Raw genomic sequence first — 26,422 nt, 5'->3', positions numbered from 1 at the left:
GACAAACCTAAATTTAGCTAAATCGAACTTTTAAAACAGACCGAACTTGAAACTTTTTAACATTGCCATAAAAACGGGGCGGTATTTGCGGAAAGTATCCTCTCCCTTCACTCTGAAAGTCAGGATATAGTCTTCTGAGGATTTTGTTCTAAGATAAATTTCAAACTTCACTTCCCCCTCCGTAACCTCTTCTTTGTTGTAGAAGGCAGTGTACGAATCGAGTTCTTCCTTAATCTTGTAACGGGATTCACGGAAAAGATATTTGTCAGTCACCTTCAACTGTACCCAGGGAGAATTAGGCACATTCGGATTCCAAAAAGTTACTGCGTCAAGTTTCGATCTCTCGTTGTTGTCAAGAAATGCCCATCCCGCCGAGTACTTTATTTTAACATTCAGCGTACTCTCTTTGTATTCCAGAGTAACAAGTGATGAATCAACCGAATCAAATGCACCTGCAATCAATCCTTTTGGAGTTGCCGGAGGTGGCGGCTGACTTTGATCCTGCTTCTTAACAGTGGGGTCATCATCTTTAGGCACAGGTTGGGTTTCAGGCTTGTCCTTCGGGAGTTCAGGCGGGGTGTCTGACTGCTCACTGTTGTCAAAAACCATATTAAGCGTGTTTAATGACCCATACTGCGGGGCAGAACTGAATCTCGATACAATCACAGCACCTGCAACCACCAACAAATGAATCGCAAGCGAAATTGCCAAAGCACGCGGGAAAAAACTTCTTTCACTAAATAAAACTTCCATGATGGCTATTTTACTGCCTGACCGGAAATATGTTTCAAAAATTCACCGTAAATCATCCCGAAATTAACAAATAACTAAAACAATAAACAGTACAAAAAAAAGCTGCCCCTTCTCTGAGACAGCTTTTTTAATTATATAATAGAGTCAGGTCAAGACAAATAATACCTAATACCTAATACCTGATACCTAATACCTATTTCATCAGCATCATTTTGCGGGTAGCAGTAAACTTGCTGCCATCCACGCCGGAAGCTTCGATTGTATAGAAATAGATACCGCTGTTTAAGCCGGCGGCATTGAAATCCACTTTGTAGTTGCCTGTGGCATAGTTGCCGCTGAGAATGGTTCTTACTTCCTGACCGAGAGCATCGAACAGTCTGAGGCTTACTTTTGCATCAGCTTTCAGGGTGAACTCGATCGAGGTGGAAGGATTGAACGGATTCGGGAAATTCTGAGCCAAATTGTATGAAGCGGGAGCATTCACTTCGGTTTCAATGGCATTCGAATAAACGAATTTACCGTCGAAATCGACTTGTTTCAATCTGTATGTGTATTTGCCCGAGTGGAGACCGGCATCAGTATATGCATACTGTTTGCTGCCTGTAGAGGTTCCGTTTCCATTGATGAAAGCAACTGTTGCGTATTCTGTATTGCCTGCTTTTCTCTCGATTTCAAAGCCCATGTTGTTGGTCTCTGTAGCGGTTGTCCACTGAAGTACAACGCTGTTCTGAACTGAATTTGCTGTAAAGGAAACGAGTTCAACAGGAACAACCTGAGAACCTGCTCTTACATCATCCATGTTGAAACCGTTACCGTCGGTGTTTCTGTGTTTGAAAGCTATGTAGATGTTCTGACCTGCAAAAGCATTCAACGAAGCTGCCTGTCTTGTCCAGGCATTTAACAACCCGTTAGCCACATCATAAGAAACAAGTGTAGTTGTAAAGCTTGTGAGATTGGCATCAGTTGTGGAGATCATTATGTAAAGACTGTCGGGAGGATAAGCAGAGGTGTACTGTCTTCTTATCCAGAATGAAAGTGAATCACCGGCAGTTACCAAAAATCTTGGACTGATCAGCCATTTTTCGTTTGCAGGAGTCGAGTAGTCAGCCAAAGCTGATGCATTGCCTGTGTAGAAAAAGCCATATTCCCTTGTCCAGGTAACAGTTCCAAGTGTGGTGTTAGTAGTCCAACCCGGAGGAGGGAATAGTGTGTCTTCAAAGCCTTCATTTAAGTAGGCTAATGTCTGTTCGGTGTGAAATCCCGCGGTCAAAGCATTGTCAGTGGGATTGGGCTTGAAGGTTTTTGTATCCTTGTTGTTTTGTGCATTCACTGAAGATGCGACAAGCAAAAGAAATGCTGCAAAAAGAAAGAAGTGTTTCATTTTGACCTCATTGTTGATGATTGATGGATTGTTATTGTTGAATTAACCGTTACAAAATGATCTGCATCCGTAATGGAAGTTACACTTTTCCTATGAAACATACTATGAAAATTGGAATAAATATTTCATTTTTTGTGATAAAAAAAAAGCTGCCCCATTTCTGAGACAGCTTTTTTTAAGTATTAGGTATTAGGTATTAGGTATTATTTTTCATACTTCATACCTCAAACTTCAAACTTACTTCATCAGGATCATTTTCCTTGTTGCAGTAAATTTGCTGCCATCCACACCGGAAGCATCTATTGTATAGAAATAAACACCGCTGTTCAAGCCGGCTGCGTTGAAGTCTATTTTGTAGTTGCCTGTTGTGTAGTTGCCGCTAAGAATGGTTCTTACTTCCTGACCGAGAGCATCGAACAATCTCATTGAAACTTTTGCATCTGATTTCAGAGCAAATTCAATTGAGGTTGAAGGGTTGAACGGGTTAGGATAGTTCTGAGCAAGATTGTATTCTGATGGAATGTTTACATCAGCTTCAACTGTGTTCGAGTATTCTGATGAACCGTCGAAATCAACTTGTCTCAGTCTGTAGGTATATTTTCCGGAAGCAAGACCTGCATCCGTAAATGCATATTCTTTTCTTTCGGTTGTTGTACCGTTACCGCCGACAAATCCGACTTTTTCGAAAGAACCGTTGGTTGCCTGTCTCTCAACTTCGAAGCCCATGTTGTTGGTTTCGGTAGCTGTTGACCAGAGAAGTGTAACATTGTTCTTAAGTACGGTTGCCATGAATGAAGTCAATTCGACAGGAACTGCCTGAACTGATCCAACGATTTTGAAAGGAATTCCCTGTGGGTAGCCTGAAGTGGCACCAACAGCGGAATCTCTCAATGAGATCCAGGTACCGGCTTGTCTTGCATAAGCGTTACCGGTAGCAAGTGTACCAATGATCGAGATAGGAGGAGCCCAAGGACCTGAAGCAAGTGTACCACCAAGTGTGTACATTACCCAGTAGTTTCCGGGACCCAAAACAACAGGAGCACCTGCGAGAACGCCCATGATTGGTCTTGTGTTGCCTGTTGGAGCAGCTATGGTAGCACGATATGCGCCTGTCCATGAAGCACCGACATACCGTTCAGTTGTTTCGTCGCCGAATACAATCTGGCTGGTTGGGAGGTCAGGTCTTCCGTTGTAGATTACAACTCTGGCTGCGTTGAAAGTCGGTGTAAGAGTTGAACCTGTCTGATATGAGAAGAATTTAAATGCATCTATTGCCCATGTCTGGTTGGCAGGCACATCAAAGTCGTCTGTAACCCAATTGTTAGCCGAAACCTGCGAGCCGTAGCCAAGGATATTCAACTCAGCCTGGAGTCCTGAAAGGTCAGCACCACCGAAACCGCCACCGGGATTGGTTACGAGCGGACCGTTGTCGTAAATATAGGAAACAACGAGAGCTGTGCGCGACAGCGTGTCGTTTGCGGGATTCTGATCACCGGCAAGCTGTGTGTAAGCTTTGGCATTGAACGAACCCTGTGAGGCTGTCCATGCGTCGAATGTAACATTTGCAGTCTGATCAGCAGCAAGATCAACAACCTGTTTGGTTGATGTGTAGCCACCGGGGTTGATTGTCATTGTAACATTGAAGGTCTGGGTAGCTGAACCAAAGTTCTTTACTGTTGCTGTTGGAGTATAAGGTCCGGCATTTAATTCGCCACCAACATTATGAGAAACCATACCAACATCATTTGGCACGCCTGTTTCAACATAAACGCTGTCAACATAAAGTCTGAGCATGTCGAGTTCTTTATATTGGAATGCGAGATAGATTGTCTGACCTGCAAATGCTGAAAGGGAAACTTCAAATCTCTGAGCAGGAGCTGCGAGAGGTCTGAAAGCTGCAATTCTTGTATAACCTGCAGGTGGAACACCACCGGCGGTAGATACATGAATTATTACGGAATCGACGAATGAAGATGAGCCAACTGCGTAAAAATTCAGTTTGTCGGCAGCACTTGCCTGAAATGAAGGGGTAACCAGCCAGTCATCATTTGCCAGAGTAGCAGATTCCCATCTTACTGAAGCTGAAGCAGTTCCGAAAGGAGGTGAACTGGTGTAACGAATCCAAGTGTTGGCACCGCCATCGAGCTGGTGAACAGCCCAACCGGTTGGAGGAAATGTAGCTCCCTCGAAACCTTCCGACCATTTGATTATGCCGGTTGTCTTGTGCGGGGCACCCGTTCCGTCAGAAACAGGATAGCCCATCATATCGAGTCTTTCCTTTTCTGCCTGTGTATAGGTTTTGCCTGTGTTATTCTTGTCAGCCGTCTGCGACCACGCCACACCCGCTAAAAAGAATACGGTGAATACAACAAGGAAAAATTGTTTCATTTGTTGCCTCTAATTGATTGTTGATGATGAGTTGTTTAGATATTACTTAATCTTGCTACCCCGGAGGGATTGATTCGTCCACCGGTTTGTTTTTTTTCTGATTTAAGGAACATCAAACCCGAATCCTGCCGGGTCGTACCATATCCCGATTCAATGATAGAGATCACAATATGGATCGGCAAATTAAGTATATTTTTTTTCAATAACAATATCTTTTAGCAAAATTTTTAATTTTTTTTTGTTTGTTTACCAATTGTTCTCTATTTTTTAATAAATTTAGTTTTGAGCCCCAAATCAATTGGAAAATTCTCTTTTTATTACTTTATTGTGTGTTAGTTTTTTTTATTTATCACCCATATTGAAAGGAGTCACAATAAATGCCCCAAAAGTCAGATTACTTGAAAGGTGTTATTGAACATATTGACATTAAAGAACATAATGTTGCCCCATTGGTCGACGCAATGGAGAAAATGGCGTTTCAGGCAAGAAACCTGAACAGAGCCGCAAGAATTTATGATATGATGCTCCGTGACAAAGATTGCACCGTAATCCTCACTTTGGCAGGGTCTTTATTTTCCGCCGGACTCAAAAAAGTCGTCTACGACATGGTTATGAACAACATGGTCGACGCAATCGTCTCGACAGGCGCCAACATCGTTGATCAGGATTTCTTCGAAGCCCTCGGTTTCAAACACTACATCGGAACTCCTTTTGTAAACGATGCCGAACTCAGAGACCTCGCTATCGACAGAATTTATGATACCTACATCGATGAAGACGAACTCAGAATCTGTGACGAAACCACAGCAAAGATTTTCGATTCCATGGAACCGGGTGCCTACTCCTCGAGAGAATTCCTCAAAGAATTTGGCAAATATCTCGATGAAACAGGTCCAAAATGTGACGACAGCATTATTTATGCATGCTACAAGAAAAATGTTCCGATTTTCGTTCCAGCCTTCAGCGATTGCTCCGCAGGTTTTGGTTTCGTAATGCATCAGACAAAAAATCCCGGATCACATGTTTCCCTTGATGCTGCAAAAGATTTTCTTGAACTCACAAAGATCAAAATTGCAAGCGGTGAATCAGGCATCTACATGATCGGTGGCGGAGTTCCTAAAAACTTCACACAGGATATCGTGGTAGCCGCTGAAATTCTTGAAGGCGATGCACCAATGCACAAGTATGCAATTCAGGTTACCGTTGCCGACGAAAGAGACGGAGCCCTCTCAGGAAGCACCCTGAAGGAAGCAAGCTCATGGGGCAAGGTCGACCTCGTTTACGAACAGATGGTTTATGCCGAAGCTACCCTTGCAATGCCTCTGATCACCGGTTATGCTTATCACAAAGGCGCTCACCTCGGAAGAGAAGCAAAAGAATTCACCAAAGTTCTCGAACAGGAATCTGTTACTGCGTAATCATGATAGAAAAGGCTGTCACAAAAAAGAAGCTCACTGACAAGAACGATGACCGTTCCTACTGGATGACTCAGTCACCCCAGGCAAGGATGGATCATCTGGAGCAATTACGAACAGAATATATTTTGTGGAAATATGGCACTTACCCAAGACTTCAAAGAGTTTATTCAATTATTAAACGAAAAGTCCGTTAAGTACCTCCTCGTTGGCGGCTATGCTGTTGGATTTTATGGTAATCCGAGATTTACTAAAGATCTCGATTTATGGCTGGAATGCAGCAACGAAAATGCCAAAAAAATTGAGGAAGTATTGAAGGAATTCGGATTTGGAAGTCTTGGGTTAAGCTCAAAAGATTTTCTGGACCCTGAAGGAATCATTCAATTGGGATATCCTCCTGCGAGAATTGATTTGATCATGGGAGCATCAGGTGTTAATTTTGAAGAGTGTTTCCCCAAACGCGAAACTGTTTTATTGGATGGTGTTACGGTGAACCTGATCAATCTTGAAGATTTAAAAATCAATAAAAAAGCTTCAGGAAGATATCAGGATTTGGCTGATTTGGAGAATCTTGATTAAGGAGGCTACGGTTAAAGCGTGCCTCCTGTTCTACTTTTTGTAGCTCTCAATTGGTTATTGGGGTAATTAAACCCTTTCCTGTGAGGAATTTCTTAACATCCTCTTTCAGACTAAAATCATTCTTCTCAAGCATTTGCAAGTATTCTGTTGCAAAAGCGCCAACAAATGAATCCGGATATTTTTTACTTGCTTTTATATAAGCAGCCTTAAAAGACTTATCAAGTTTACTGTTGGGAGTGTCTAGCATCGGTGTATTATCCAGAAATATCCCCATCCCTGGGAATGGTATAGAATATTCTGAAACCGGTTTAAAGACGTAATGTAAATATCCTAAAAATAATTCTTCCGCCTGCATTAAAAGAAAATTGTCCTGCACAGAACTAAAAATACTCTCAAATTTTACCAGATAACCTAGCGCTTTGTCAGCAGTAAGCAATCTTCTGTAAGGCTCTTCTTCCTCACTCGGTGTGACTTGTTCCGTTAAATAAACATCCAACAAGGTTTGAGCACCAGTCGATATAAAACCTTTGAATTGGGCTGATAGAAATTTATAATCAATCAAAAGGAAATAGAAACTTCCGTTCCCACCCAACTTAAAACCATATTTAGTTAATTTCTTTAACTGATTACGGTAAGAATTGTCCATTGGATCGCCTTCGCTATGCTCAGCAGTAATTCTCAACATCCTATCATATACAATTGAAAACGCTAAATCTTTTTCACTCTGCTTCGAATTGGCATATTTGACTTTGAGCTTCTTTATGTTCGATGGGATCAACTCCGTACTCCAGTCCCAGCTTAGCAAATACCACACCCCATGACCCATAACATCAATCGAAGTAGTGTCATTCGTAGGGGATTCTAAAGAATGTGGTTTAACTTCATATTTGTCAAGTTCAAAATCACATAAAATTGTATCTCCATTTTCTATTAGAATTGAGCTTACAAAACCGTAACTTGAGACTCTTGTGTATGATTCAGGCATAATTTTGATTAATTCTTCTTTTAAGAAAGACGGTCGCAAATTTTTTATTTTCATTATTCCCGACAATTTGAGAGTATCGCTTTTACTTTTGTTTTTCGTGATTTTCTCAACATCGTAGACACTGATTGAACCAACATTTTCGAAATATCGACCAAGGTAGTATTTCCGGTCTGTTTCATTCAATTCATGAATTAGATACCTTGCAAATCCCGATAATTCAGTATTTTTTTTCTGTGCATAAATATTTCCAACCAGGGTAACAAAAACAAACAATAAAATTGTAATTCTGGACATACTTAAATTTCTTTCCATCATTATTCCATTTGTATCTCTTAGAGACCACCTTTTATCTATTTATCATTTGGCTAAATAAGGTTTTTAGATTTGAGAAACGATATCACCTCATCAGTTAACAGATAATTGTTTTTTACCAGAATTTTGTTGTATTCTTTTGCAAAAGCTCCTGTGAATGTCTCAGGATATTTTTTCTCGGCTTCGAGAAATACCGGCTTCAATTTTGGATCAATTGGAGTACCCTTCACCTGTGAGATAGACTCCACCTGAGGGGTCTGGTGAAATGTCCGGAATAATCTTGTGAACAGATTTCCATATAATGCTTCAATTTCATCTTGTAGTAGAGATTGTTTATTCCTTTTGAAGTAATCTTCGATTTGGATTAATCTCTTTAGTCTTTCCTCCGGAGTAATTAGATCACTTAAATAAGCATCTGCTCCACTGAATTGTGACTCATGCTGCAATTTAAACACATTTATAAAGATCATCAAATCATCTGAAATAAATTTCGAGAACTCTCTCGATAGAAACTCATAATTGATTTCCAGCCATGAATAACCCTCCTCTCCTCCAATAGAGTAACCATATCTGGTATTTGATTCGAAACGAGCCCATCCGGCATCACCGGAACTTGCATCATATTTGTAAGATTTGGCGAGCGCCTTCATCCTTTGATAAATCAGACAGAAAAGATAATCTCTTTCATCCTGTGAGGCATCCTTAAATTCCTCTTTTGCTTTTGCAATTAAGTCGAGGACTTTCTTAATCGAGCTAATTCGATTTTTCTTGAAAAAATCATCTACTGTTTGTTTATTGTTCGCAACTGTCAGAATATGAGGCTGATCCAATCTAAAGTACAATATTTTGTATAGACTGTCTTTTGTTTCAACCGAGGCCTCAAACTTCCTTCTAATTTTCTCTTCAAACGGGTAAAGTATTTCGTTCCTTATGAATTTGCTGGAAAATTCAGGTAAAACTGTTTTTTGAAGTGTAATCATTCCGCTGAAAACTGCTGTGTCACCATTCTGAACGAATGATGAAATTGTATCAATCGCCAAGGTTTTAATCTTTGAGGGATCATGAAAGTATATATTTAGAAAATCTGAACTGTCTGTATTATTTATTTGGCTGATGACCGATTTGGTAATTGCATCATGATTCGATTTTTTATCAGAGCACCCGGTACTTTGGATGATCAGCAAAACTGTAAAACATAAAAAAAGGGTTTTCATATTAAGTCTCTTGTTTTGTCTAACTATAAAAAAGGTTTAGAATTCCCGGTTTTCAATATACTGGAGTAATTGTCGCTTCACTTGTTCTATTTCTTTTTCTTGTGCTTGTACTCATACTTCACACTTGTGACTACTGTTGAGGTTTTTTGATACATATTGTTGAAAGTTTCGAGTTGAATCTTCGCAATCAAGTTATTTTTGTAAGTAAAAGAATTAGTGTAACAACCATTTCTGGGGAAATATCCTTCATAAACGAGTCTCCCTGATTTATCGTAATTTGCCGAACCACCGTTAGGATCCATCCCTGACTCAAATTTCAGCATACGGCCATATTCATCGTACTCAATAGAATCCGCATATATGGCGAATGTTATCCCGGGAGTTACATATACATCATTTAAGCGCCAGATTACCGTTAATGGTGGCGTTTTACTGACTATCTTTGCAAGTTTTCCTGATTTGTCGTACGAATAAATAAAACTATTGTTGTCAGTTTGCACAGCAGAAATTCTCTTCAGTGAATCACGAGTTAAAGCTGTCCTCGAATAATAATTATCGCTTCTGCTAACCAATGCTTTAATATTGTTGTTTTCATCATACTCGAGTGTAATCTCACTAAAATATTCTTTTGACTCGTATTTTGTTAAAAGTCCCTCCTCGTTGTAGTAGAAATTTGCAACTGTTTTTTTTCCCTGGGTATGGATCTCTTTTGAAACTCCCTGTTTTTTCAGCTCTTTCACATAATAAGGCATCATCTTCTCTCGAATCGCAGAACTGAATTCAACATAGACGGGATTATATTTAAATGCTTGTTGATCGTAAGATTTCGGATCAGGTGTAACAGGTTCGGCACACCAAAAGGTGCTCGGTAGAAAATCTTGTGCAAATAATATAGATGAAAAAAAACATACCAGTAGTAAAACCCGTGAGAACATGGATGCTCCTTTTTAGAATTTAATTTTGTGAGAATGTTGCCGGTAGATTCAAATTACAGTTTTTCAAATAATTGATAAATTGTGCCACTCCGAATGTGGATGGCAGTTGGCTCTCCTAAAAATTCACATATTTAATCAACTTCCAATTCTTGCTCTTTGATGGGATGGTTAAAACATATAATTCACCTATTTTTTCCTCTGCAAAATTCATCATGGTAATATATGCTGCATCTTTTATTTCCTTTGATCCAATAACCTTTCCACCCCGATCAACAATCATGAGGTTTTTCCCTTTCATTGGTAATTGATTCTCGTCACTCCCTCTGTCCTCACCCATAAAACCACTAAAGAGATAGCATGTGCCGTTATTTCTTAGAAAAAGATGAGACCCAGCTTCATCTGCTTTTGTCCCAAAACTCTCTGCCCATAAAAATTTACCTTTACTGTCAATTTTAGTTAAAAAAATATCAGCACCTCCTTTGCTTTTAAGCGTTTTTTTGCCAAATTTGGCGTTGCCCTTAAAAATTCCACTTACATAATTATTTCCTTGAATGTCGGTAAGAACTTTAAAAGCTATATCCCTGTCACTTCCCCCGGCACTTTGAGCCCAAAGCAAATTTCCTTTATCATCCAATTTTAAAATTAGTGCATCAGTCTTTTTACTTTCCAATTTGGTATTCTTAAAATGTAGTTCTCCATTTAAGATACCAACTACAACGATATTTTCATTTTGGTCAACCGAAATTCCAATTCCAGATCCTTTACCAAACTCTTTTGCCCAGATAGAACGCCCAAAAGTATCAAGTTTGGCAACAAAAGTACACCTACCACGAGAGTTATTTAAATTATCTCCAAGTTCAAGTGTTCCTCTGAAGCTGCCGGTAATATACCCACATCCATTACCATCAACTGCTATATCTGTAATCTCCGAATAAGACTGCTCTCCTTGAGTTATAACAAACTTTTCCCACTTTATTTCTCCCTGTTCATTACACTTGACGATGTAAGTCCCTCCGTCCTCTCTGTATATAAAATAATAATTGTGAAATGAATCTCGTTTCATTTTCAATTCAAAAGGTGCCCCCTTCAAATTAATCATTCTTAACCATGCCACCTCCCCTGATGTGTTTACCTTCATGAGGAAAACATTCGAATTGGCGGAACCGGTAAAACTTTTACCACCAAATGAAAGCGTCCCCAAAAAAGCACCTGAAATTACACAGCCATCTGAATCGTTGATCAGAGTGAGTGACTGGGCTCCCACCAACTCTTTCTCCCATTCTTTCTTTTGGGCAGAGGCCAGTGACGAAAATAAGACTATAAATAGTAATAGAATACAAACTTTCATATCAGCTCCTTTTAAATAAATCTTTTAATAACCCAGATACCATTATTTTTAGTCAATTTTGCAACATGCTCCCTCCCTGTCAATTTGGAGGGATCAACAGAGGAAAGGTCTATTCCTTTTGCATGAGGGGCATCTATTGGAACATACCTGATTGAATATCTTACGGTATACGAATCGTCTTCATTCTTCTTTTTCTCCAGGATATTTATTTCCTGATCATAAAAGCAGAATTTTCTCCCGGTATTTGTTTTAATTACCGATTGAGTCGAGTTTATGTACTCGAGGCCTTTTTCAGTTAATGACCCTCTGATCTCATATGAAGTTCTTTCTCCCTTTTCGATAATATATCCATTGTTAACCATCCAGTCCATGAAATCTTGCTTGAATTTTGCAGATGAAAGAAATTTCATCTTTTCAATTCGTTGGTCCAGATTCATCCCTCCGTTCGAACCGTAGATTGCACCCATTTGCAATTCTATGGAAAGATCATAGTTCTGGGCATATGTCGTCTTCTTTTCTTCGATCATGTCATTTTTTATTGCCTGTACTATCACAGGGTCCGCGGGACCACCACACGCGATGACGAACAACGACAACAAAACTGCGAAAAATGCCTTTGGAATGAATAATTTCATAAGTAATCTCAAAATTAGTTGTAAAGAAATCGACACATTAATTTTTCTGAATCAGGTGAACACAAGAATCAGAAGTTTAATTTGTCCTGATGAACTCGACTCTCCTGTTCCTCTGCCTGCCTTCATCTGTTGAGTTGGTAGCTACAGGCTTGTCAAAACCAAATCCTTTTACATTCAATCTTTTTGTGTTGATACCGTGATCCACTAACCAGGTCTTCACCGCTTTTGCACGATCAAGTGACAACTTTTGATTGAATTGTCGACCTCCGACATCATCCGTGTGCCCTTCCAGAGAAAAGTTGTAGCTGGGGAAAGCCTGCAACAGTTTCAGAGTTTTCTGCAATCGTCTGTCCGACTCCGGGGTAATAGTTGCTTTTTGGAACTCAAATTCTATTCCTTCAAGCACGATTATTTTGTTAACCTCTATTACATCATCCTCTTTGTCGTTCGGATCGGTTCCCCTCTCGACTTCAGCTTTATCATCCACTCCGCTGTTGTCACTATCGATCAGCAGAGGGTTAGTGTAATAGTAGAAAATCTCCTGGTAATCTCCCAGTCCGTCATTGTCCGAATCACCCAATGCGGGATTTGTATGGTATTTAAATACTTCATCACCATCGGATATCTGATCAATATCAGTATCAAACACAAGCGGCTTTGTTTTATACACAAATATCTCATCATAATCTTTAATACCATCGCCGTCACTATCTGCGATTAATGCATTCGTGTGATAAACTACAATTTCGTCCCGGTCATTTATTCCGTCCTCGTCTGTATCCGCTTTGAACGGGTCAGTGTTGAATTTTTTAATTTCATCGCGATCTGTTATTCCGTCCCCGTCTGTATCAGCCAATGCAGGATTGGTTTTATATTTGGATACTTCATCAAAATCCGACAGACCGTCACCATCCGTATCTGCCTTTAGAGGATCACTCTTGTACTTGAAGATTTCATCATAATCACTTAATCCGTCTCCATCCGTGTCAGTTTTTAAAGGATTAGTTTTGTATTGCAGAATTTCATCCCCATCGCTTAGGCCATCTCCATCTGTGTCAGCAGACAAAGGATTTGTTCCGAATGTGTAAAGTTCATCACCATCACTAACGCCGTCACCATCCGTATCTGCCTTAAGCGGGTCGGTCTTATATTTGAATATCTCATCATAATCGCTCACTCGATCGCCATCGGTATCTGCTTTTTCCGGATCTGTCTTGTATATTGTAATTTCACTTTTATCATCTATCCCATCGCCATCAGAGTCTACATACCCGGTAACCCTACCAAACATCAATTTGATGCCAATAAAAAACTGACCATGAGCCTGAGTATAAATATCTTTATTTGCTAAAATAAAACCATTTGAATACCGGTAACTGCCTTCAACGCCAAATCCAAAATTGTCACTAATGATAGAATTAATTGCCATTCCAATACCAATTCCGACATTGAATTTGGTAGAGTCATCTTTTCTGTGTTCTGAGTCAATTCGGTGACTCGCGGGGTAAGTTTTGTCCCAAATTGTATTGGCAAAAAGTGTGCTGTTTAATTCAAGATGCAATTCAGGGATACCAAAGATTAAACCAAATTTAAAATCAATCCCGGCCATTTTTGCAGCGTAGCTGGTTCCTGTATCTTTACCGTCATGAGCAAATCGAGAATACACAAATCCAAAATCACCACCAAAACCAAATAATGACCGTGGACCATCGAATACTCGACTGCCCCCACCGATTCTTAAATATGGATGCCATGAAGGAATTGTCTGGTCGCCAATGAGACCATCTATTTTATAAGGAGAATTTACACCACCTTCAGCAACAAAATAATTCCACGTCTGAATCTTTTGTGCAGAAGAAATTGGGCCAAACAAAAAAAACATTGTTAAAACAATAAAAAACAACTTCGTACTGCTCATACATTTATCCTTGAAAATTAATCTCTTTTCATCATTGGAAACTATGGGAATATTTTGATGAAATCCTGAGTGTTCTTCAGTAATAGTTAAATCTTGAGGGTAAATTGAATTCCCCGACACAAAGCGTGTAAACCCGATAAACAAAGAAGAAGTCTTCATAACAGTACCTTTATAATCTATTGCACAGATTGAATAATTTCAAATTGGAGAAAAAAAATAATAGAGTTTTAGCCTAAGATTCAATCATGAGGCATTCCATTTCACTCCCGAAATCCAAACGATCAGCCATCAGATTTTGAATCTTCGATAAAAAATTAGTAAACTACCAAAATAAATTTGGTATAATACTCTTTTTTATGATGTCTCATAAGAATAGTTTGCTTTAGTGGAACTTATCAAATCTACAACAACTTTAAAAGGGCATTATTTCGCCCCCATTAAAAAAAAGCCCGGCAATTTTCATTGTCGGGCTTTTTTATTTTATCCGTTAGGACTGTGTTTTTTCCCATAGGGAAGGAGGTAAATTCTTATTTGCTCAGGGTGTTTCTTCCGTCTTTGATGAACGGGCAAAGAGATATTTCATTCTGAGATATGCGAGGATGGAATAGGCAACTCCGAGAATAGCAAGATGTTTCAGTTCCGGAATTATCAGCGATACATCTCCGCCCATCCTGAAGGTTTTCATAAAAGCTGATAAAAACGGTTTTAACGGCAGAATGTCGCCGAGCATTATCAGTGGTTCGGGGAATGCAATCTCGGGCCAGGCAAATCCGGTCAAAAAGAAAAAGGGATATGAAGTAAACGCAATTATCTGCAAGACACCAAGTTTCGACTTAAAAAACGAACCGATCAACACCGTGAACGAGATGCTTACGAACAGAAAAAATGCTGTCAGAATCATTGTATTGAAAACGGGTGCATACGAGGGCACTTCAAACAGCCAGTAGTGAAAAGTTATGAAGAAGAATGCGTACACTGCAAAGAAACAGAAGTAGATCAGGGTTTTTCCTGCGATGGCTGCCGAAGTGCTGCCGTTCGCATCCCTGTACCACTTTATCAGAGTTTTTTCCTCTCTCTCTTTCGCCAATGACTGTGCGAGCCCGAGTATCAGCGTCTGCTGTAAAATAAGTATCAACACACCCGGTATAAGGAAATCACCGTATGTAAGCATCGGGTTGTACATAAACCTGACATCTTCCTTCACGGGTTCCACCAGCTCCTCAGCCTGCTTCCTTCCCACTCCTTTTTGGTTGAAAACCTTCATTCTGCTTTCCACAGCGTATTCAAATCCAATCTCGTTCACTGCTCTGTTGATATCATTTGAGTGAAGAAATCGCTGTGTATTGAGGAGTACTTTTACCGTGTTATGCCTGCCTGATCGAGCATTTGCATCAAAATCCTTTGGTATTATGATAATTCCCTGCACTTCGTCACTCTTCAAAAGGGATTCAGCCTCGTTTATTTCGGATGAGTTGTAAGTTACCCTCAAAAGTTGGTTCGCATCGAGATCATTTACAAATTTTCGGGAGGAAGTTGAGCCATCCTGATCTACCACAACTATCGGGATATCAGTTTCGGTCTTGTTGAAATAAAGCGATGCATAGAAAATCGAGTAAAAAATCGGGGCAATCAGTACAAGAATCCGGATATCGGTATCATGAGAAAGATTTACAATTTCCCGTTTTATGATCGCAAAAAAGCCATTAATTTTCAGTTTCATAAAGCTACACCCGCTTTTCTTCGAGCCATTGTCCCTTTTATTCCGGCAATCGTCACGATCAGTAAAGCGGGTATCAGGATACCTGCTATCTGCAAGTTTAGCTGGTTGCCAATATCGGATAAATTCTCTCCCATCAGGTATATCCTTATAAATCCGTCCAGAAACTGTGTGTAGGGAATGAAACGGGAGAACAACTGATGAGCCGCAGGCATTGCCCAAAGAGGGTAAGTAAGTCCGCTGAAGACAAAAGCCGGTGTCGTAAAAAACAAAATTATCTGCGTCGAGAGCATCACATTTTTGATTATAACCGAAACAAGCATCCCGAGCATCAGGCTCGACAGACCAAACAAAAATGTATAAAATGACAGATCCGCTACACTTCCGCGAAGTGTAATAGAGAAGAGAGGAAAGATTACTCCCAACAGAACCATTACATCCGCTGCACATATTATGATATATGGAAGTGTTTTGCCAATCAGTCCGGAAACAGAATTGAGAAATACATTCCCCTCGGATTCAAAACTGAAGTCTTTGTGGTTATAAACGGTTGCACCCGCAAGTGACAGGCTCATGAAAATTACAAAAACGCACAAACCCGGGAGGAGGAAATCGACATAGCTGTAATTTGAATTGTAGAGAATCTGCATGTCAAATCTCACGGGACTGATTACATCCATCGCCTGTGCTTCCGTCATTCCCCCTGACCTGAATTTCTTCAGCAGGACACCACCCGAAATGGTTTTGAATATTTTCGTTGCATCACTCAAAATGTAGTTACTTTTTATCACATTCAAACCGTTAGCAAAAACAACGGGATGAACCTGCCTCCCTTTTTTGATGTCCCTTTCCATGTCCTTGGGCAATGAAATGATCGCATCAATCTCCCCTTTGATCATTCCTGCTTCAGCTTCTTTAAGGGATGTGTAGCCGCTCACAATTTTGAAGGATGGTGAAGAAGCAAAATAAGAAACGGCTGTTCTGGAGATTACGCTGTTGTCAGGATCAAGTATTGCAACGGGTATGCCTCTGACAAGCGCACTTTGATAGAGAAAGCCGAAGAACAAAAAAAGAATCGGCGGCAGAATTACCGTAATCACAAACAGTGACCGCGTGTCGCCGATCCTTTTGATCTCGTTTAAAAATGCTTCGACAGTTTTCCAATTTTTCATTCTGCTCATATCACATTTCGAAGTTTACGCTCATTCCGGGTCTGAGTTTTATCGATTTATCCTTCGGTCTTACTCTTACTTCAAAAGTTCTAACCTCAAAATCCGCTTTTTGATTTGTTGGTCTCCAGTTTGCAAATTCACCCATAGCTGCAATATAAAAGACCTCGAATTCATACTCTTTATTACCCAAAGCCGGAATTTTCCCTTTCATTACACCGCCTTTTTTCACTCCCTCTAGCATGGTTTCCTTTAGTTGAAGTGTAACCCAGACATCACTCAAATCGAGAATAGTGAAAACGGGATAGCCCGCTGAGGCTATTTCTCCAACATCCACAATTTTCTTTTTCAGTTCTCCTGAAACGGGAGCTTTAATGCTCAACTCTTCCCTGTATGCCATCACTTCACTTACTCCGCTCTCCGCCTGCATAAAACTGCTCTTTGCCATCTCCTGCTCCTCGGGTCTTGCACCTGCGAGGACGAGGTCATATTTCGCCTTTGCTGCGAGCATCTGTTCTTCTGCGGCTTTGTACTGAAACTCATAGACATCCCTCTCCTGAGCAGAAATCAACTGTTCCCCGTAGAGGTTCTGCATTCTGGTCCATGTTTTCGATGCCAGATCAAACTGAAAGCGCGCCTGATTATATAGTTTTTCGACGGCTTCCTTCTCCTCGGGTCTTGCACCATTCAAAGCCATTTTATATTTTGCCTTGGCTGCATTCTTGAGATTTTCTGCCTGACCAACTTTTGCATCAAGTTCCTTGCTTTTAATTGTTGCCAGAAGATCCCCCTCTTGAACAATGGCTCCTTCCTCAAAATAAATTTCACTTATTCTGCCTGCTATTTTTGAAGCCACATCTATGTCCCTTGCTTCCACCATCCCCGATATTACAGTCTTCTTTGCAGAATCTTCAGTTTTATTCAGAAATATCGCTCCTGTAATTATCAGTGCAACGGGAATAAGAAGAACCAGGAAATACTTTATCTTTTTCATTTAATCACCTCATCCGGGTTTGTCCAAATTTTTAAGAAATCTTCCGGCTTTCCGGCAGCCGAGAGGAGTAAATTGTAGTTTTTGTAAAATTCAAATAATGAAGTTTTAAGGTCAATCTCACTCTTTTCAAGCATCATCTCAGCATCTACCACTTCGAGTGATGTTCCAAGTCCCGTTTCAAATCTCTTTTCGTTGAGGCGGAGATTTTCCTTCGCGAGATCGATTGCCGAAACACCTTTTTCATATCTTTCCACTGAATTGATCACCGAAGTGTAGTGTTTGCTCACAAGCAGTCTGATCTTCGATTGAGCATCCTGTTCGATGTATCCAATCTCTTTGTTCAGCAGTTTGCTGTTTTGAAGGTTTGTGTAATCCTGCATCCCGTTGAAAAGATTGAGATTCAACGACACTCCCACAGCCCACCTTGGTTCTATCGCAGACAGATACTCGGGATAAAGTTCATACTTTCCGAATGCTGCGATAACCGGCATAAACTTCGACCTCTCCAAAGCAATCTTCTCTTCAGAAAGCTTTTTCTTCAAGTCAATCATTTTCAGGATTGTATTGTTTTGTTTTGCAAGAAGATGAAAATATTCAGCCTCTCCCTGTAAACCCTTAAAGATCAGACTGTCAGCGACAATTATCTCACTGTTTTCGCCGATCGCCATTGAATTTTTCAGAGCAAGCATTGCAAGTTCAAGCTTCTTTGTATCATCGAAGAGGTTTCTTTCCGCATCCGAAACGGCTACTTTCGCCCTCAAATAATTATAGTTAGCAATCAGACCCTCGGCGAGCATTTTCTTCGCCCGGGCTTCATGTTTTTGCATTCCTGCGAGGATATCACGCCTGACCTTCACGAGATCGGAAAGAAAAACCACATTCAGCCAGTTTGTCGTAACCTCGGAAGTAATCTCATTTTTGACCCTCTTCAGTTCCAGCTCTGCCACCTGATATTCGAGTTCGGCAGCGTTATTGGCTGCGATTATCTTTCCACCTGTGAAAAGAGGTTGAACTCCGGTGATTGTTGCTGTCCAGTAGTCCTGCTTTTTCAGAGTGCTCTTAAATTCAGGAAGCAACGAGTTCAACTGACCGGCATATTTTTGGCTCAATGCCAGCTTTTGTGCATCAGTCAAAGGAGCCTGACCACCGAGAATCGAATAAATATTGGCAAATTCCGCCTGATTTTTCGACTGAAGTGTAATCATCGCCTCCCTGATGGGATTCAGGTCGATGGCAATCGGGTCGTTTAGATGTGTGAATGAATACCCGAGATTTATTTTGGGAAGGTAATTTCCAAAAGCTTCGGTTTTACCGTTCTCTCTTTGCAGAAGTGCTGTCTCCATCTGTTTTATCAGCGGATGATATTTTATTGCAGTTGAAATTGCCATGGGAAGGTCGATCTTTTGTGCCGACTCCTGCGAACGGGCACTAAAAATCAAAACCAGGGAAAGCAGAAGTGTCTGCATTGATCTTTTTATATACATTTCTTTTTTCACTACTTTATAATAATACATGAATCATTATTCATTTTTTGACAACAGAAGTGCACTGCACTTCTTTATTTCAATTATTAGTTTTGGATACCCTTTTTAATGAAGGTTTTCACATTTATTCTGATAGCACTCAGAGGGACAATTCTGGGTTCTCTTGCCCAGATCTCGAGCAACAGTCTGATTCCGCCAAGAATGTAGAACCTGAGTACTTTCACATTAAGGTTGGGATTGATGCTCTTGTTCTTGATCCCGTCCTGAATTATGAGTTCGGCCTTAGACATGAAATCGTGATAATACATCACCTCAGTTTCAGCATTTCTCATCACATGGTGTTGTTCGTGGACGAATACCATTGCGAGGTCAGGATTGTTCGAAAAATTATCGAAAAAGAGGTCTATCAAATAATCAAGCTTGTCGTTTACTGTAAGATCCTGTCTGTTTGCAAGCACTTCAACTTCCTGATAAAGTTTTTTCCACAGGGTCTCAAAAACCTTAAAAAGAAGATCCTCTTTATTCACATAATACAGATATAGCGTACCGATGGATACACTTGCGACTTCAGCAATTTTTGCCATTTTCGCACCGTGATATCCCTCTTTTGCAAAGACCTTGATAGCGGCTTCAAGGATGTCTTTCTCCTTGTTTCCTTCTTTTACTCTCATTGTTTCTCCCGAATACAGAAAATTTATGAATCACTATTCAAATATAATCAGTATAAATACCTCTTGCAATAGTTTAACGGGCATTTTGCAAAATTTATTTATGAATGGTAATTCAGTTATATAAATGGTTTTTAATTGAGGGCTGAATTGCGAAGGCTGAATAGAGAAGGATGAAGGCTGAAAACCAATAGCCCTGGGTTTTAACCCGGGGCAATGAATTGCGAAGGATGAAGGCTGAAAACCAATAGCCCTGGGTTTTAACCCGGGTACACATTTCGACATACCGGAGCTTCGATGCCATAGAAAATTATTAATCTTAGGAATGCAATACTAATTTTTGCCGAAAAACCGGGAATGCAATACTAATTTTTGCCGAAATATTAGTAATGCATTCCCAATCTGCTACAAATCCAGATTTTTACCAAAAGGAATTTCGTGAGTTAGGCAGTGAAGGGTGCCGAGACCCCAAACAAGATCAACAGCGCTGATTCCGACGACTTTGCGGTTGGGGAAAAGCTCAGCAAGAATTCCGAGGGCAATCCTGTCGTTAGGATCGTTAAAGGTCGGAACGAGTACAATACCATTTGCAATATAAAAATTGGCGTAACTGGCGGGAAGCCTGAGTCCGTCGAAAATTACCGGTTCCGGCATCGGAAGAGAAACAACTTCAAGTTTCGAACCGTTTTCAAGAACTGCCGACTGAAGTCTCTCCTTGTTTTCCTTCAAAAGCTTGTAATTGTCATCCTTCCGGTTTTTTTCTTCACACAGGACCACAGTGGTTGGATTAACAAATCTGCAAAGGTCATCGACATGTCCATGGGTGTCATCACCTGCTATTCCGTTTCCAAGCCAGATAACATTTGTAATCCCAAGATATTTTCTGAAAGCGAATTCATAATCATATTTGGTAAAACCCGGGTTGCGTGTTTGAACTACGGGATCAAGCAGACATTCTTCAGTTGTAAGAAGTGTACCCTTCCCGTTTGTGTCAATCGCACCCCCCTCAAGCACTATTGGCGTATCATTATAGACGGGGACTTCCCAGGGAATCGCCAGTGAATCGAGTACTTTTTTCGACGAACGGGCGTCCTTTTTGTAATTGTCGTATTTAGCCCATGCATTAAAAACAAAATCGAAGGCATATACACTCCCCTCTTTTTTTACAAATGTTCCCATGGAATCACGGGTCCAGTTTCTGTCCATTTGGGTTTTGATGAATACAATTGCCTCATCATCAACTTCAGCCATCTTAAGTTTGTCCTTGATGGAAGCAAGTTGTGAATCTGAAGTGTAGAGCAAAACCACAGTTTCATGAGGCATCAACTTTTTGACTATCTCTGTATAAACCCATGGAATTGGCTCGAACTTCCCGGGCCAGTCTTCCCTGTTGAAGGGCCAGCCGAGAATGGTTGCGGAATGTTTTTCGAATTCCGCCGGCATCAGGTATTCTGGTTTATTCTTTGTCATCGTTTATGCCTTTTTGATAAGGGATGGTTATTCAATTCTCAAGAAATTTTTTGGTTATGTCACCGTATGCATCTGTTCTTCTGTCACGGAAAAAGGGCCAGTTTCTTCTGATGTATTCGATCCTTTCAAGATCAATCTCAGCCACCAAAACCGCTTCCTTGTCGACAGGAGCTTCTGCAATTATGACTCCCTGCGGATCAGCCAGGAAAGATGACCCCCAGAATTGTATCCCGGGCTGTTCCGGAACGGGCTGTTCAAATCCAACACGGTTCACAGCAGCCACATAAATTCCATTTGCAATGGCATGTCCCCGCTGCACTGTCATCCAGGCATCTCGCTGTTGCTTTCCGTGCTCTTCTATTTCATACGGGTGCCAGCCAATTGCAGTTGGATAAAAAAGGATTGACGCCCCTAGCATCGAAGTGAGCCTTGCTCCTTCGGGGAACCACTGATCCCAGCATATCAAAGTGCCAACCTTGCCGTATTTTGTTTTAAAAGCTTTAAATCCAAGATCCCCGGGTGTAAAGTAAAATTTCTCATAATAAGCAGGATCATCGGGGATGTGCATCTTACGATAAATCCCTTGCACTTCACCATCATCGTCGATAAAAACCAGACTGTTGTGGTATACCCCTGCAGACCTCTTTTCGAATACCGGAACGACAATATAAGTGCCCGTCTCTTTGGCAAGCTTTGTAAATACTTCGGTTGAAATCCCCGGAATTGTCTCCGCAAGATCATAAAGGTCTATATCTTCCTTCTGGCAGAAGTATTGCGATCTGTAGATTTCAGGCAGACAGATCACATTTGCCCCTTTGGTTGCTGCTTCCCTTACAGCCTCAACAGCATTTTTTACATTATTTTCGAGGTCCTCACCAATTTTTAACTGTAAAAGACCGACATTAAACTTGCTTGAGTTCAACTCTTTCTCCTTCTCAAAATTTCATTCTCAGGGGTAAAGATTTATATAACAAACTAATAAGATTTTTCGGAAACAAGTTTTCCGGCTTCGTCATACTCTTTAGTATTCTTCAAAATACCTTTTTCATACGAATCAACCGACCACAGGGAACCGTTTTCACGATATATTTTCGATTCTCCATGAAGACGGTTATTTACCCACGACTGTTCGGTCCAAAGCTTTCCCGATTCATACCATGTTTTTGCGGGACCTTCCTTCAGGCTGTTTTTGAATGATATCTCACTCAGTTTATTCCCGTTCTCAAACCATGTAACATGTACCCCCTCAGCCTTGCTTCCAATGTAGTTTTTTTCTGCTTTCTTCTTACCGGAAGGATAATACTCCTTCACCAGACCGTGTATTTTGCTTCCACTGTAAGGGTATTCACCCTGCAATTCCCCTGTCTCATAATACCATTTTGTAATCCCTTCCCGCACACCATTTGTGTAAAGCAACTCACCCTTCAGAACTCCTGTATCATAATACTCGGACGAAATGCCATCGAGTTTACCGTAAACAAAATTTGAAACGGATTTTATCCTGCCATTGGGATGAAATGAGAGATAACCTCCCGAAAAAACACCATCAGTGTATGTGCCTTCTTCCCGGATTCTGCCGTCTGCATAAAATGTGGAGAATTTGCCATTCAGTTTGTTATTCGAATAAATGAAAGATTCCTTTAATATACCTGAAGAATCATAGTTGAAAGCCGGTCCTTCGAGGGTGCCGTTTTTCCAGGTCATCACCGATGCAAGAACCCCCGTCGGGTAGTATTTTCTTGCAATCCCGTCCAATTTGCCATTCGAATAATTCGCAATTTCTTTTGGAATACCATCGGAATATCTCGAAATCTTCTCTCCATCCTGTGCGAAAACAGGAAGTGAAATTAACAATAAAAAAATAAAATATCTCTTCATTTAATATCCAAATATGTAAGTTAAATTGCCTTTTGAATCGTATTCCCGGGCTGTCTTGAGAATACCGCCCTCATAAAACTCCTCTTTCTTTACCATCCCTTCAGGATAAAATTCCTTAAGGGAGCCCTCAAGTTTCCCGTCCTTGTAAAATGCCTCCCGCCAGAGAACCCCGTCTTCAAGATACGAAAGCTGTCTGCCGCTAAGCACTCCGTCAAAATAGTTTTCAATTACGCGGGTAAGTCCGTTTTTGTGGAATCCCTTGTATTCGCCATTAAGTTTGTCATCAATATATGTAGCTCTGTACCTAAGAGAACCGTCTTCATCATAGACGAGCATAATTCCGTTTTTTTCACCGTTGGCGTAAACGGCATCAGAGAGAAGTGCCCCCGACTTGTAAAAATTCTTGACTGACCCGGTGATCTTCCCGTTGAAGAGTTCAGCCTCCTCCTGCAGTACCCCGTTCTCGTGATACTTGTATATCCATCCGGTGAGTTCTCCCCGCAAATAGGTATTTTCCTCCCTCAGGAACCCGCTAAGGTAGTATGACCGGAATTTCCCTTCCCGGAATCCGTTTTTAAGCGGGACTTCGTCCTGCATGACCCCGTTTGGATAGAAATTTCTTTCAACCCGTTCCTCTTCCGAAAATTTTCCGTCTTTGTCGTACCTGATTCTTGAAACGAGAAGGTCTGCCTCATAAAGCTCGCGAACCCTGAGTTTCCCCGTAATATCATAGTAGTATGCATACCCGTGCTTTTTACCAAACTTGTAATCTGCCATTGCAGACATTTGCCCCCCCTCGAAATAGACGATGGTCTTCCCTTCCTGCAGTCCGTTTACGAAGGGTCGCACCACTTCCTTTTTACCGCTCTCATAATATACAGTCGAAACCCCTTCGAGTTTCCCGTCTCTGTAATACCACTCTCCCTGAAGCTTACCTGACTTGTAATAAGTGAGAACAAGGCCTTCCACTTTATCGTTCTGATAATTCTCCCTTGCCCAAAGTTCACCAGTTTCGTAATACCAAAGCCCCTCGCCTTCCCTTTTTCCGTTTACATAGTTCCAGGTGCGGTTCAGAACGCCGTTTTCGAAGTACCAGTTCGACTTCCCTTCCTCAACTCCGTCCCTAAATACCCATTCCTTCCAAAGTACTCCAGTTGGATAAAACTCATGAAAATAACCGTCAAGTTTTCCGTTAAGGTACTCGCCTTCAGTTTGTATTTTGCCGTTCGGGTAGAGAGTCTTCTTCACCTCCTTTTGGGGTTGTGCCGCAAGGAGAAAAGGGAGAAGAGATATCAATAAAAGTATTTTTCGCATTTAGCCGTGATTTTTATAAAATAGCCGTGCAAAATAACCATTAATGTGAAGAATATAAATTCATATTTGAGTGACTGTCAGAGGAGTCGCTTGGTTGAACATGGGAGAGAAAGAAGGAGGGAGTGCCGGAGAGCAAGCACACCCCCTCCACTTCGTTTAACAACTAAAAATTAAAGCCGAATGTCTCGGGCGCCCCGTCAACATTAGTCGAGTAAAAACCGCGGTGTTGCATTTTAAACATGGTGTTCATCTCGTCAACCGATATGGTGCCCGCCATCTTTTTTCTGCTCAAAAACTGTTTTATCAGACTCACAATAAACGCACCTGTAACTTTCCTTTTCCGCATCTCAGCGAGTATCTCATCATCAAAAAACAGGAGTATCTCTTCATCATCTGTCTCTCTTTTTACCAGAGCAAGGTAATTTTCAGGCTCAAGCTCACCGACATCGATAATAAGGTCAAACCGTCCCGGTCTCGACGCAGCCATGTCCACCAGGCTTTTGTCGTTTGTGGTCGCAATAATAAACAGAGAGCCCGGCAAATATCCATCCAGTTGCTGGAGGAAAAACCCAAGGTTCTTTGCATCTCCCCTCTGCCTGTTGCCGACTATCAGGTCGATATCATCTATTATCAGCAGACAAGGTTCAAATACCTTCCCAAAGTTAAACAGTTTATTCAGGTATTGCTCACAGTTTCGAGCCAGTATCACAGTTGCATACCCGCTCAACTGCGACGCAACCATTTTCATCAACTGGGTCTTTCCTGTCCCCGGAGGTCCATTCAGCAGGTATCTTAGATTAATACGATCCCGCTCAAAGTTTTTAACCGCATAAATAAATCTTTCCATCTCTTCCCTTTTCGACTCCGGGAGGAAGAGATCGTTCGGCTTGATATCTTCAGGCTTCAACGAGCTAAAAAGCTCGAAAAAAATCTCTTCGGGTTCATGCGATTTTTTACCCTCAAAGAGGAACAGCCTGTTTTTCATCGACGAGTTTTCCATTGCAAGATCGAAAATATAATCTGATACGGAGTCAGGGTACTCCCCGTTTTGCGACATACAGGTCTTGTAAACAATATGCCTGATCAATACCGGATTTTGAGCCTCATCGATATCAAGTGAGAAAAGAAACTCATAATCGAAACCTTTAAAGTTGAAGGATACCAAAATCTGCTCATCTTTTGTATGGTACATTCTCATTCCCCGAAGGAAAAAAAAGTTGGGACGATCTGCAAATTTACTCCCCACTCCCATTTTCAACATTTTTGTAACCTTTAGATTACTGTCCGTAATTTTGCCGGTATAAAGTTTGTAAAGCACCTCCAGCATACTGTAAAAGGCAAACCTCTCATACTGGCCACCGCTAAGCTGGGTTTTGCTTTCTTCAGATAATATTATTAACTCTTCATCTTCATCAAAAGTATTACAGACATTATTTGACCCGGTTTCAAGTGCCGGAAGATTACCGGGGAGGTCAATCGGGACTTCCTGCCTGTCTTCAATCGGGTATGTGCTTTTTTCGTTCATATAGTTATTCCTTGGTATTTAGTTACCGTTTTTGTAGTTGGAACAGGAGATGTTGCGGAGGGATACGACCCGTTTTTGTGTAAATTCATATTTTCCTTCTCTCAATATGATAGAGTGGGAAAATTCCCTTTTTTCCGGAAAGTTGAATAAATTTTTCAAATTTTTTTTTCTGTAAATTATTCGTATTATTCAGTTGGAAATCTAAATTATTGAAAGGCATGCGAAATGAGGCGAATATATCCCTTTATTTTGATATTGGCTTTAATCATTTCCTCCTGCAGTACACAGCCCGAATTGCCTGTGTCAAGTTCAGGAGAGGGCAAATTATTCTTCAAAGTAT

The 26,422-nt window shown here is 40.8% G+C and carries 21 protein-coding genes; 2 read left to right on the top strand and 19 right to left on the bottom strand.

Translation table 11 applies throughout. The annotated features are described in order from the left end of the window. Positions 1-30 precede the first annotated feature (30 nt). From J0L60_13995 to J0L60_13985, 3 genes are all read right to left on the bottom strand, one after another. Entirely contained in the window at positions 31-753 is a 723-nt protein-coding gene (locus J0L60_13995) for a hypothetical protein (protein MBN8547240.1), read from the bottom strand. A 193-nt stretch (positions 754-946) separates the two neighbouring features. Next, complete coding sequence (locus J0L60_13990; GenBank protein ID MBN8547239.1) at positions 947-2,134, bottom strand: choice-of-anchor J domain-containing protein; 1,188 nt, start codon at positions 2,132-2,134, stop codon at positions 947-949. A 237-nt stretch (positions 2,135-2,371) separates the two neighbouring features. Beyond that, on the bottom strand, positions 2,372-4,522 hold the full coding sequence (locus J0L60_13985; protein MBN8547238.1) for a T9SS type A sorting domain-containing protein: 2,151 nt from the start codon (positions 4,520-4,522) through the stop codon (positions 2,372-2,374). 377 nt (positions 4,523-4,899) lie between these two features. Here J0L60_13985 and J0L60_13980 point away from each other — a divergent pair, with 377 nt between their 5' ends. After that, on the top strand, positions 4,900-5,940 hold the full coding sequence (locus J0L60_13980; GenBank protein MBN8547237.1) for a deoxyhypusine synthase: 1,041 nt from the start codon (positions 4,900-4,902) through the stop codon (positions 5,938-5,940). A gap of 135 nt (positions 5,941-6,075) precedes the next feature. Then, positions 6,076-6,516 carry a nucleotidyltransferase gene (locus J0L60_13975; protein ID MBN8547236.1) on the top strand — a complete coding sequence of 147 codons (441 nt, stop codon included), beginning with the start codon at positions 6,076-6,078 and terminating at the stop codon, positions 6,514-6,516. Between the two features lie 46 nt (positions 6,517-6,562). On the opposite strand, the gene J0L60_13970 is transcribed toward J0L60_13975, so the two are convergent. From J0L60_13970 to J0L60_13895, 16 genes are all read right to left on the bottom strand, one after another. Next, positions 6,563-7,813 carry a hypothetical protein gene (locus J0L60_13970; protein ID MBN8547235.1) on the bottom strand — a complete coding sequence of 417 codons (1,251 nt, stop codon included), beginning with the start codon at positions 7,811-7,813 and terminating at the stop codon, positions 6,563-6,565. 53 nt (positions 7,814-7,866) lie between these two features. Beyond that, positions 7,867-9,027 carry a hypothetical protein gene (locus J0L60_13965; protein MBN8547234.1) on the bottom strand — a complete coding sequence of 387 codons (1,161 nt, stop codon included), beginning with the start codon at positions 9,025-9,027 and terminating at the stop codon, positions 7,867-7,869. 86 nt (positions 9,028-9,113) lie between these two features. Next, on the bottom strand, positions 9,114-9,779 hold the full coding sequence (locus J0L60_13960; GenBank protein ID MBN8547233.1) for a hypothetical protein: 666 nt from the start codon (positions 9,777-9,779) through the stop codon (positions 9,114-9,116). Positions 9,780-10,077: 298 nt separating this feature from the next. Next, entirely contained in the window at positions 10,078-11,310 is a 1,233-nt protein-coding gene (locus J0L60_13955; protein MBN8547232.1) for a hypothetical protein, read from the bottom strand. An 11-nt stretch (positions 11,311-11,321) separates the two neighbouring features. Beyond that, positions 11,322-11,945: a hypothetical protein gene (locus J0L60_13950; protein ID MBN8547231.1), complete on the bottom strand. Its 624-nt coding sequence runs from the start codon at positions 11,943-11,945 to the stop codon at positions 11,322-11,324. 76 nt (positions 11,946-12,021) lie between these two features. Next, on the bottom strand, positions 12,022-13,863 hold the full coding sequence (locus J0L60_13945) for an OmpA family protein (protein ID MBN8547230.1): 1,842 nt from the start codon (positions 13,861-13,863) through the stop codon (positions 12,022-12,024). A 535-nt stretch (positions 13,864-14,398) separates the two neighbouring features. Continuing rightward, a complete protein-coding gene (locus J0L60_13940) occupies positions 14,399-15,583 on the bottom strand; it encodes an ABC transporter permease (GenBank protein MBN8547229.1) in 1,185 nt (394 codons plus the stop codon). Beyond that, complete coding sequence (locus J0L60_13935; protein ID MBN8547228.1) at positions 15,580-16,752, bottom strand: ABC transporter permease; 1,173 nt, start codon at positions 16,750-16,752, stop codon at positions 15,580-15,582. The genes J0L60_13940 and J0L60_13935 overlap by 4 nt, the downstream gene beginning before the upstream one ends. A gap of 10 nt (positions 16,753-16,762) precedes the next feature. Then, positions 16,763-17,743, bottom strand: coding sequence for an efflux RND transporter periplasmic adaptor subunit (locus J0L60_13930; protein ID MBN8547227.1), 981 nt, complete (start codon positions 17,741-17,743; stop codon positions 16,763-16,765). Beyond that, positions 17,740-19,227 carry a TolC family protein gene (locus J0L60_13925; GenBank protein ID MBN8547226.1) on the bottom strand — a complete coding sequence of 496 codons (1,488 nt, stop codon included), beginning with the start codon at positions 19,225-19,227 and terminating at the stop codon, positions 17,740-17,742. The genes J0L60_13930 and J0L60_13925 overlap by 4 nt, the downstream gene beginning before the upstream one ends. An 86-nt stretch (positions 19,228-19,313) precedes the next feature. Next, the gene (locus J0L60_13920) at positions 19,314-19,898 is read right to left on the bottom strand and encodes a TetR/AcrR family transcriptional regulator (protein MBN8547225.1); all 585 of its coding nucleotides are present in this window, start codon (positions 19,896-19,898) and stop codon (positions 19,314-19,316) included. A gap of 402 nt (positions 19,899-20,300) precedes the next feature. After that, the gene (locus tag J0L60_13915) at positions 20,301-21,365 is read right to left on the bottom strand and encodes an agmatine deiminase family protein (GenBank protein MBN8547224.1); all 1,065 of its coding nucleotides are present in this window, start codon (positions 21,363-21,365) and stop codon (positions 20,301-20,303) included. A 31-nt stretch (positions 21,366-21,396) separates the two neighbouring features. Continuing rightward, positions 21,397-22,287: a carbon-nitrogen hydrolase gene (locus J0L60_13910; protein MBN8547223.1), complete on the bottom strand. Its 891-nt coding sequence runs from the start codon at positions 22,285-22,287 to the stop codon at positions 21,397-21,399. Positions 22,288-22,340: 53 nt separating this feature from the next. Continuing rightward, positions 22,341-23,243: a toxin-antitoxin system YwqK family antitoxin gene (locus J0L60_13905; GenBank protein ID MBN8547222.1), complete on the bottom strand. Its 903-nt coding sequence runs from the start codon at positions 23,241-23,243 to the stop codon at positions 22,341-22,343. After that, on the bottom strand, positions 23,244-24,557 hold the full coding sequence (locus J0L60_13900; GenBank protein MBN8547221.1) for a toxin-antitoxin system YwqK family antitoxin: 1,314 nt from the start codon (positions 24,555-24,557) through the stop codon (positions 23,244-23,246). It lies immediately after the preceding gene. Positions 24,558-24,720: 163 nt separating this feature from the next. Beyond that, the gene (locus J0L60_13895) at positions 24,721-26,082 is read right to left on the bottom strand and encodes an AAA family ATPase (protein ID MBN8547220.1); all 1,362 of its coding nucleotides are present in this window, start codon (positions 26,080-26,082) and stop codon (positions 24,721-24,723) included. Between the last annotated feature and the right edge of the window lie 340 nt (positions 26,083-26,422).

It is taken from the genome of Ignavibacteria bacterium (genome assembly GCA_017302895.1).
Taxonomy (GTDB): Bacteria; Bacteroidota; Ignavibacteria; order Ignavibacteriales; family Ignavibacteriaceae; genus UTCHB3.
This window is presented reverse-complemented; position numbering and strand designations above follow the sequence as displayed.

Bases quoted from the DNA above. Each gene is read 5' to 3' on its own strand.
- J0L60_13995 (MBN8547240.1), bottom strand. From the start codon at position 753: ATGGAAGTTTTATTTAGTGAAAGAAGTTTTTTCCCGCGTGCTTTGGCA.
- J0L60_13990 (MBN8547239.1), bottom strand. From the start codon at position 2,134: ATGAAACACTTCTTTCTTTTTGCAGCATTTCTTTTGCTTGTCGCATCT.
- J0L60_13985 (MBN8547238.1), bottom strand. From the start codon at position 4,522: ATGAAACAATTTTTCCTTGTTGTATTCACCGTATTCTTTTTAGCGGGT.
- J0L60_13980 (MBN8547237.1), top strand. From the start codon at position 4,900: ATGCCCCAAAAGTCAGATTACTTGAAAGGTGTTATTGAACATATTGAC.
- J0L60_13975 (MBN8547236.1), top strand. From the start codon at position 6,076: ATGGCACTTACCCAAGACTTCAAAGAGTTTATTCAATTATTAAACGAA.
- J0L60_13970 (MBN8547235.1), bottom strand. From the start codon at position 7,813: ATGGAAAGAAATTTAAGTATGTCCAGAATTACAATTTTATTGTTTGTT.
- J0L60_13965 (MBN8547234.1), bottom strand. From the start codon at position 9,027: ATGAAAACCCTTTTTTTATGTTTTACAGTTTTGCTGATCATCCAAAGT.
- J0L60_13960 (MBN8547233.1), bottom strand. From the start codon at position 9,779: ATGCCTTATTATGTGAAAGAGCTGAAAAAACAGGGAGTTTCAAAAGAG.
- J0L60_13955 (MBN8547232.1), bottom strand. From the start codon at position 11,310: ATGAAAGTTTGTATTCTATTACTATTTATAGTCTTATTTTCGTCACTG.
- J0L60_13950 (MBN8547231.1), bottom strand. From the start codon at position 11,945: ATGAAATTATTCATTCCAAAGGCATTTTTCGCAGTTTTGTTGTCGTTG.
- J0L60_13945 (MBN8547230.1), bottom strand. From the start codon at position 13,863: ATGAGCAGTACGAAGTTGTTTTTTATTGTTTTAACAATGTTTTTTTTG.
- J0L60_13940 (MBN8547229.1), bottom strand. From the start codon at position 15,583: ATGAAACTGAAAATTAATGGCTTTTTTGCGATCATAAAACGGGAAATT.
- J0L60_13935 (MBN8547228.1), bottom strand. From the start codon at position 16,752: ATGAAAAATTGGAAAACTGTCGAAGCATTTTTAAACGAGATCAAAAGG.
- J0L60_13930 (MBN8547227.1), bottom strand. From the start codon at position 17,743: ATGAAAAAGATAAAGTATTTCCTGGTTCTTCTTATTCCCGTTGCACTG.
- J0L60_13925 (MBN8547226.1), bottom strand. From the start codon at position 19,227: ATGTATATAAAAAGATCAATGCAGACACTTCTGCTTTCCCTGGTTTTG.
- J0L60_13920 (MBN8547225.1), bottom strand. From the start codon at position 19,898: ATGAGAGTAAAAGAAGGAAACAAGGAGAAAGACATCCTTGAAGCCGCT.
- J0L60_13915 (MBN8547224.1), bottom strand. From the start codon at position 21,365: ATGACAAAGAATAAACCAGAATACCTGATGCCGGCGGAATTCGAAAAA.
- J0L60_13905 (MBN8547222.1), bottom strand. From the start codon at position 23,243: ATGAAGAGATATTTTATTTTTTTATTGTTAATTTCACTTCCTGTTTTC.
- J0L60_13900 (MBN8547221.1), bottom strand. From the start codon at position 24,557: ATGCGAAAAATACTTTTATTGATATCTCTTCTCCCTTTTCTCCTTGCG.
- J0L60_13895 (MBN8547220.1), bottom strand. From the start codon at position 26,082: ATGAACGAAAAAAGCACATACCCGATTGAAGACAGGCAGGAAGTCCCG.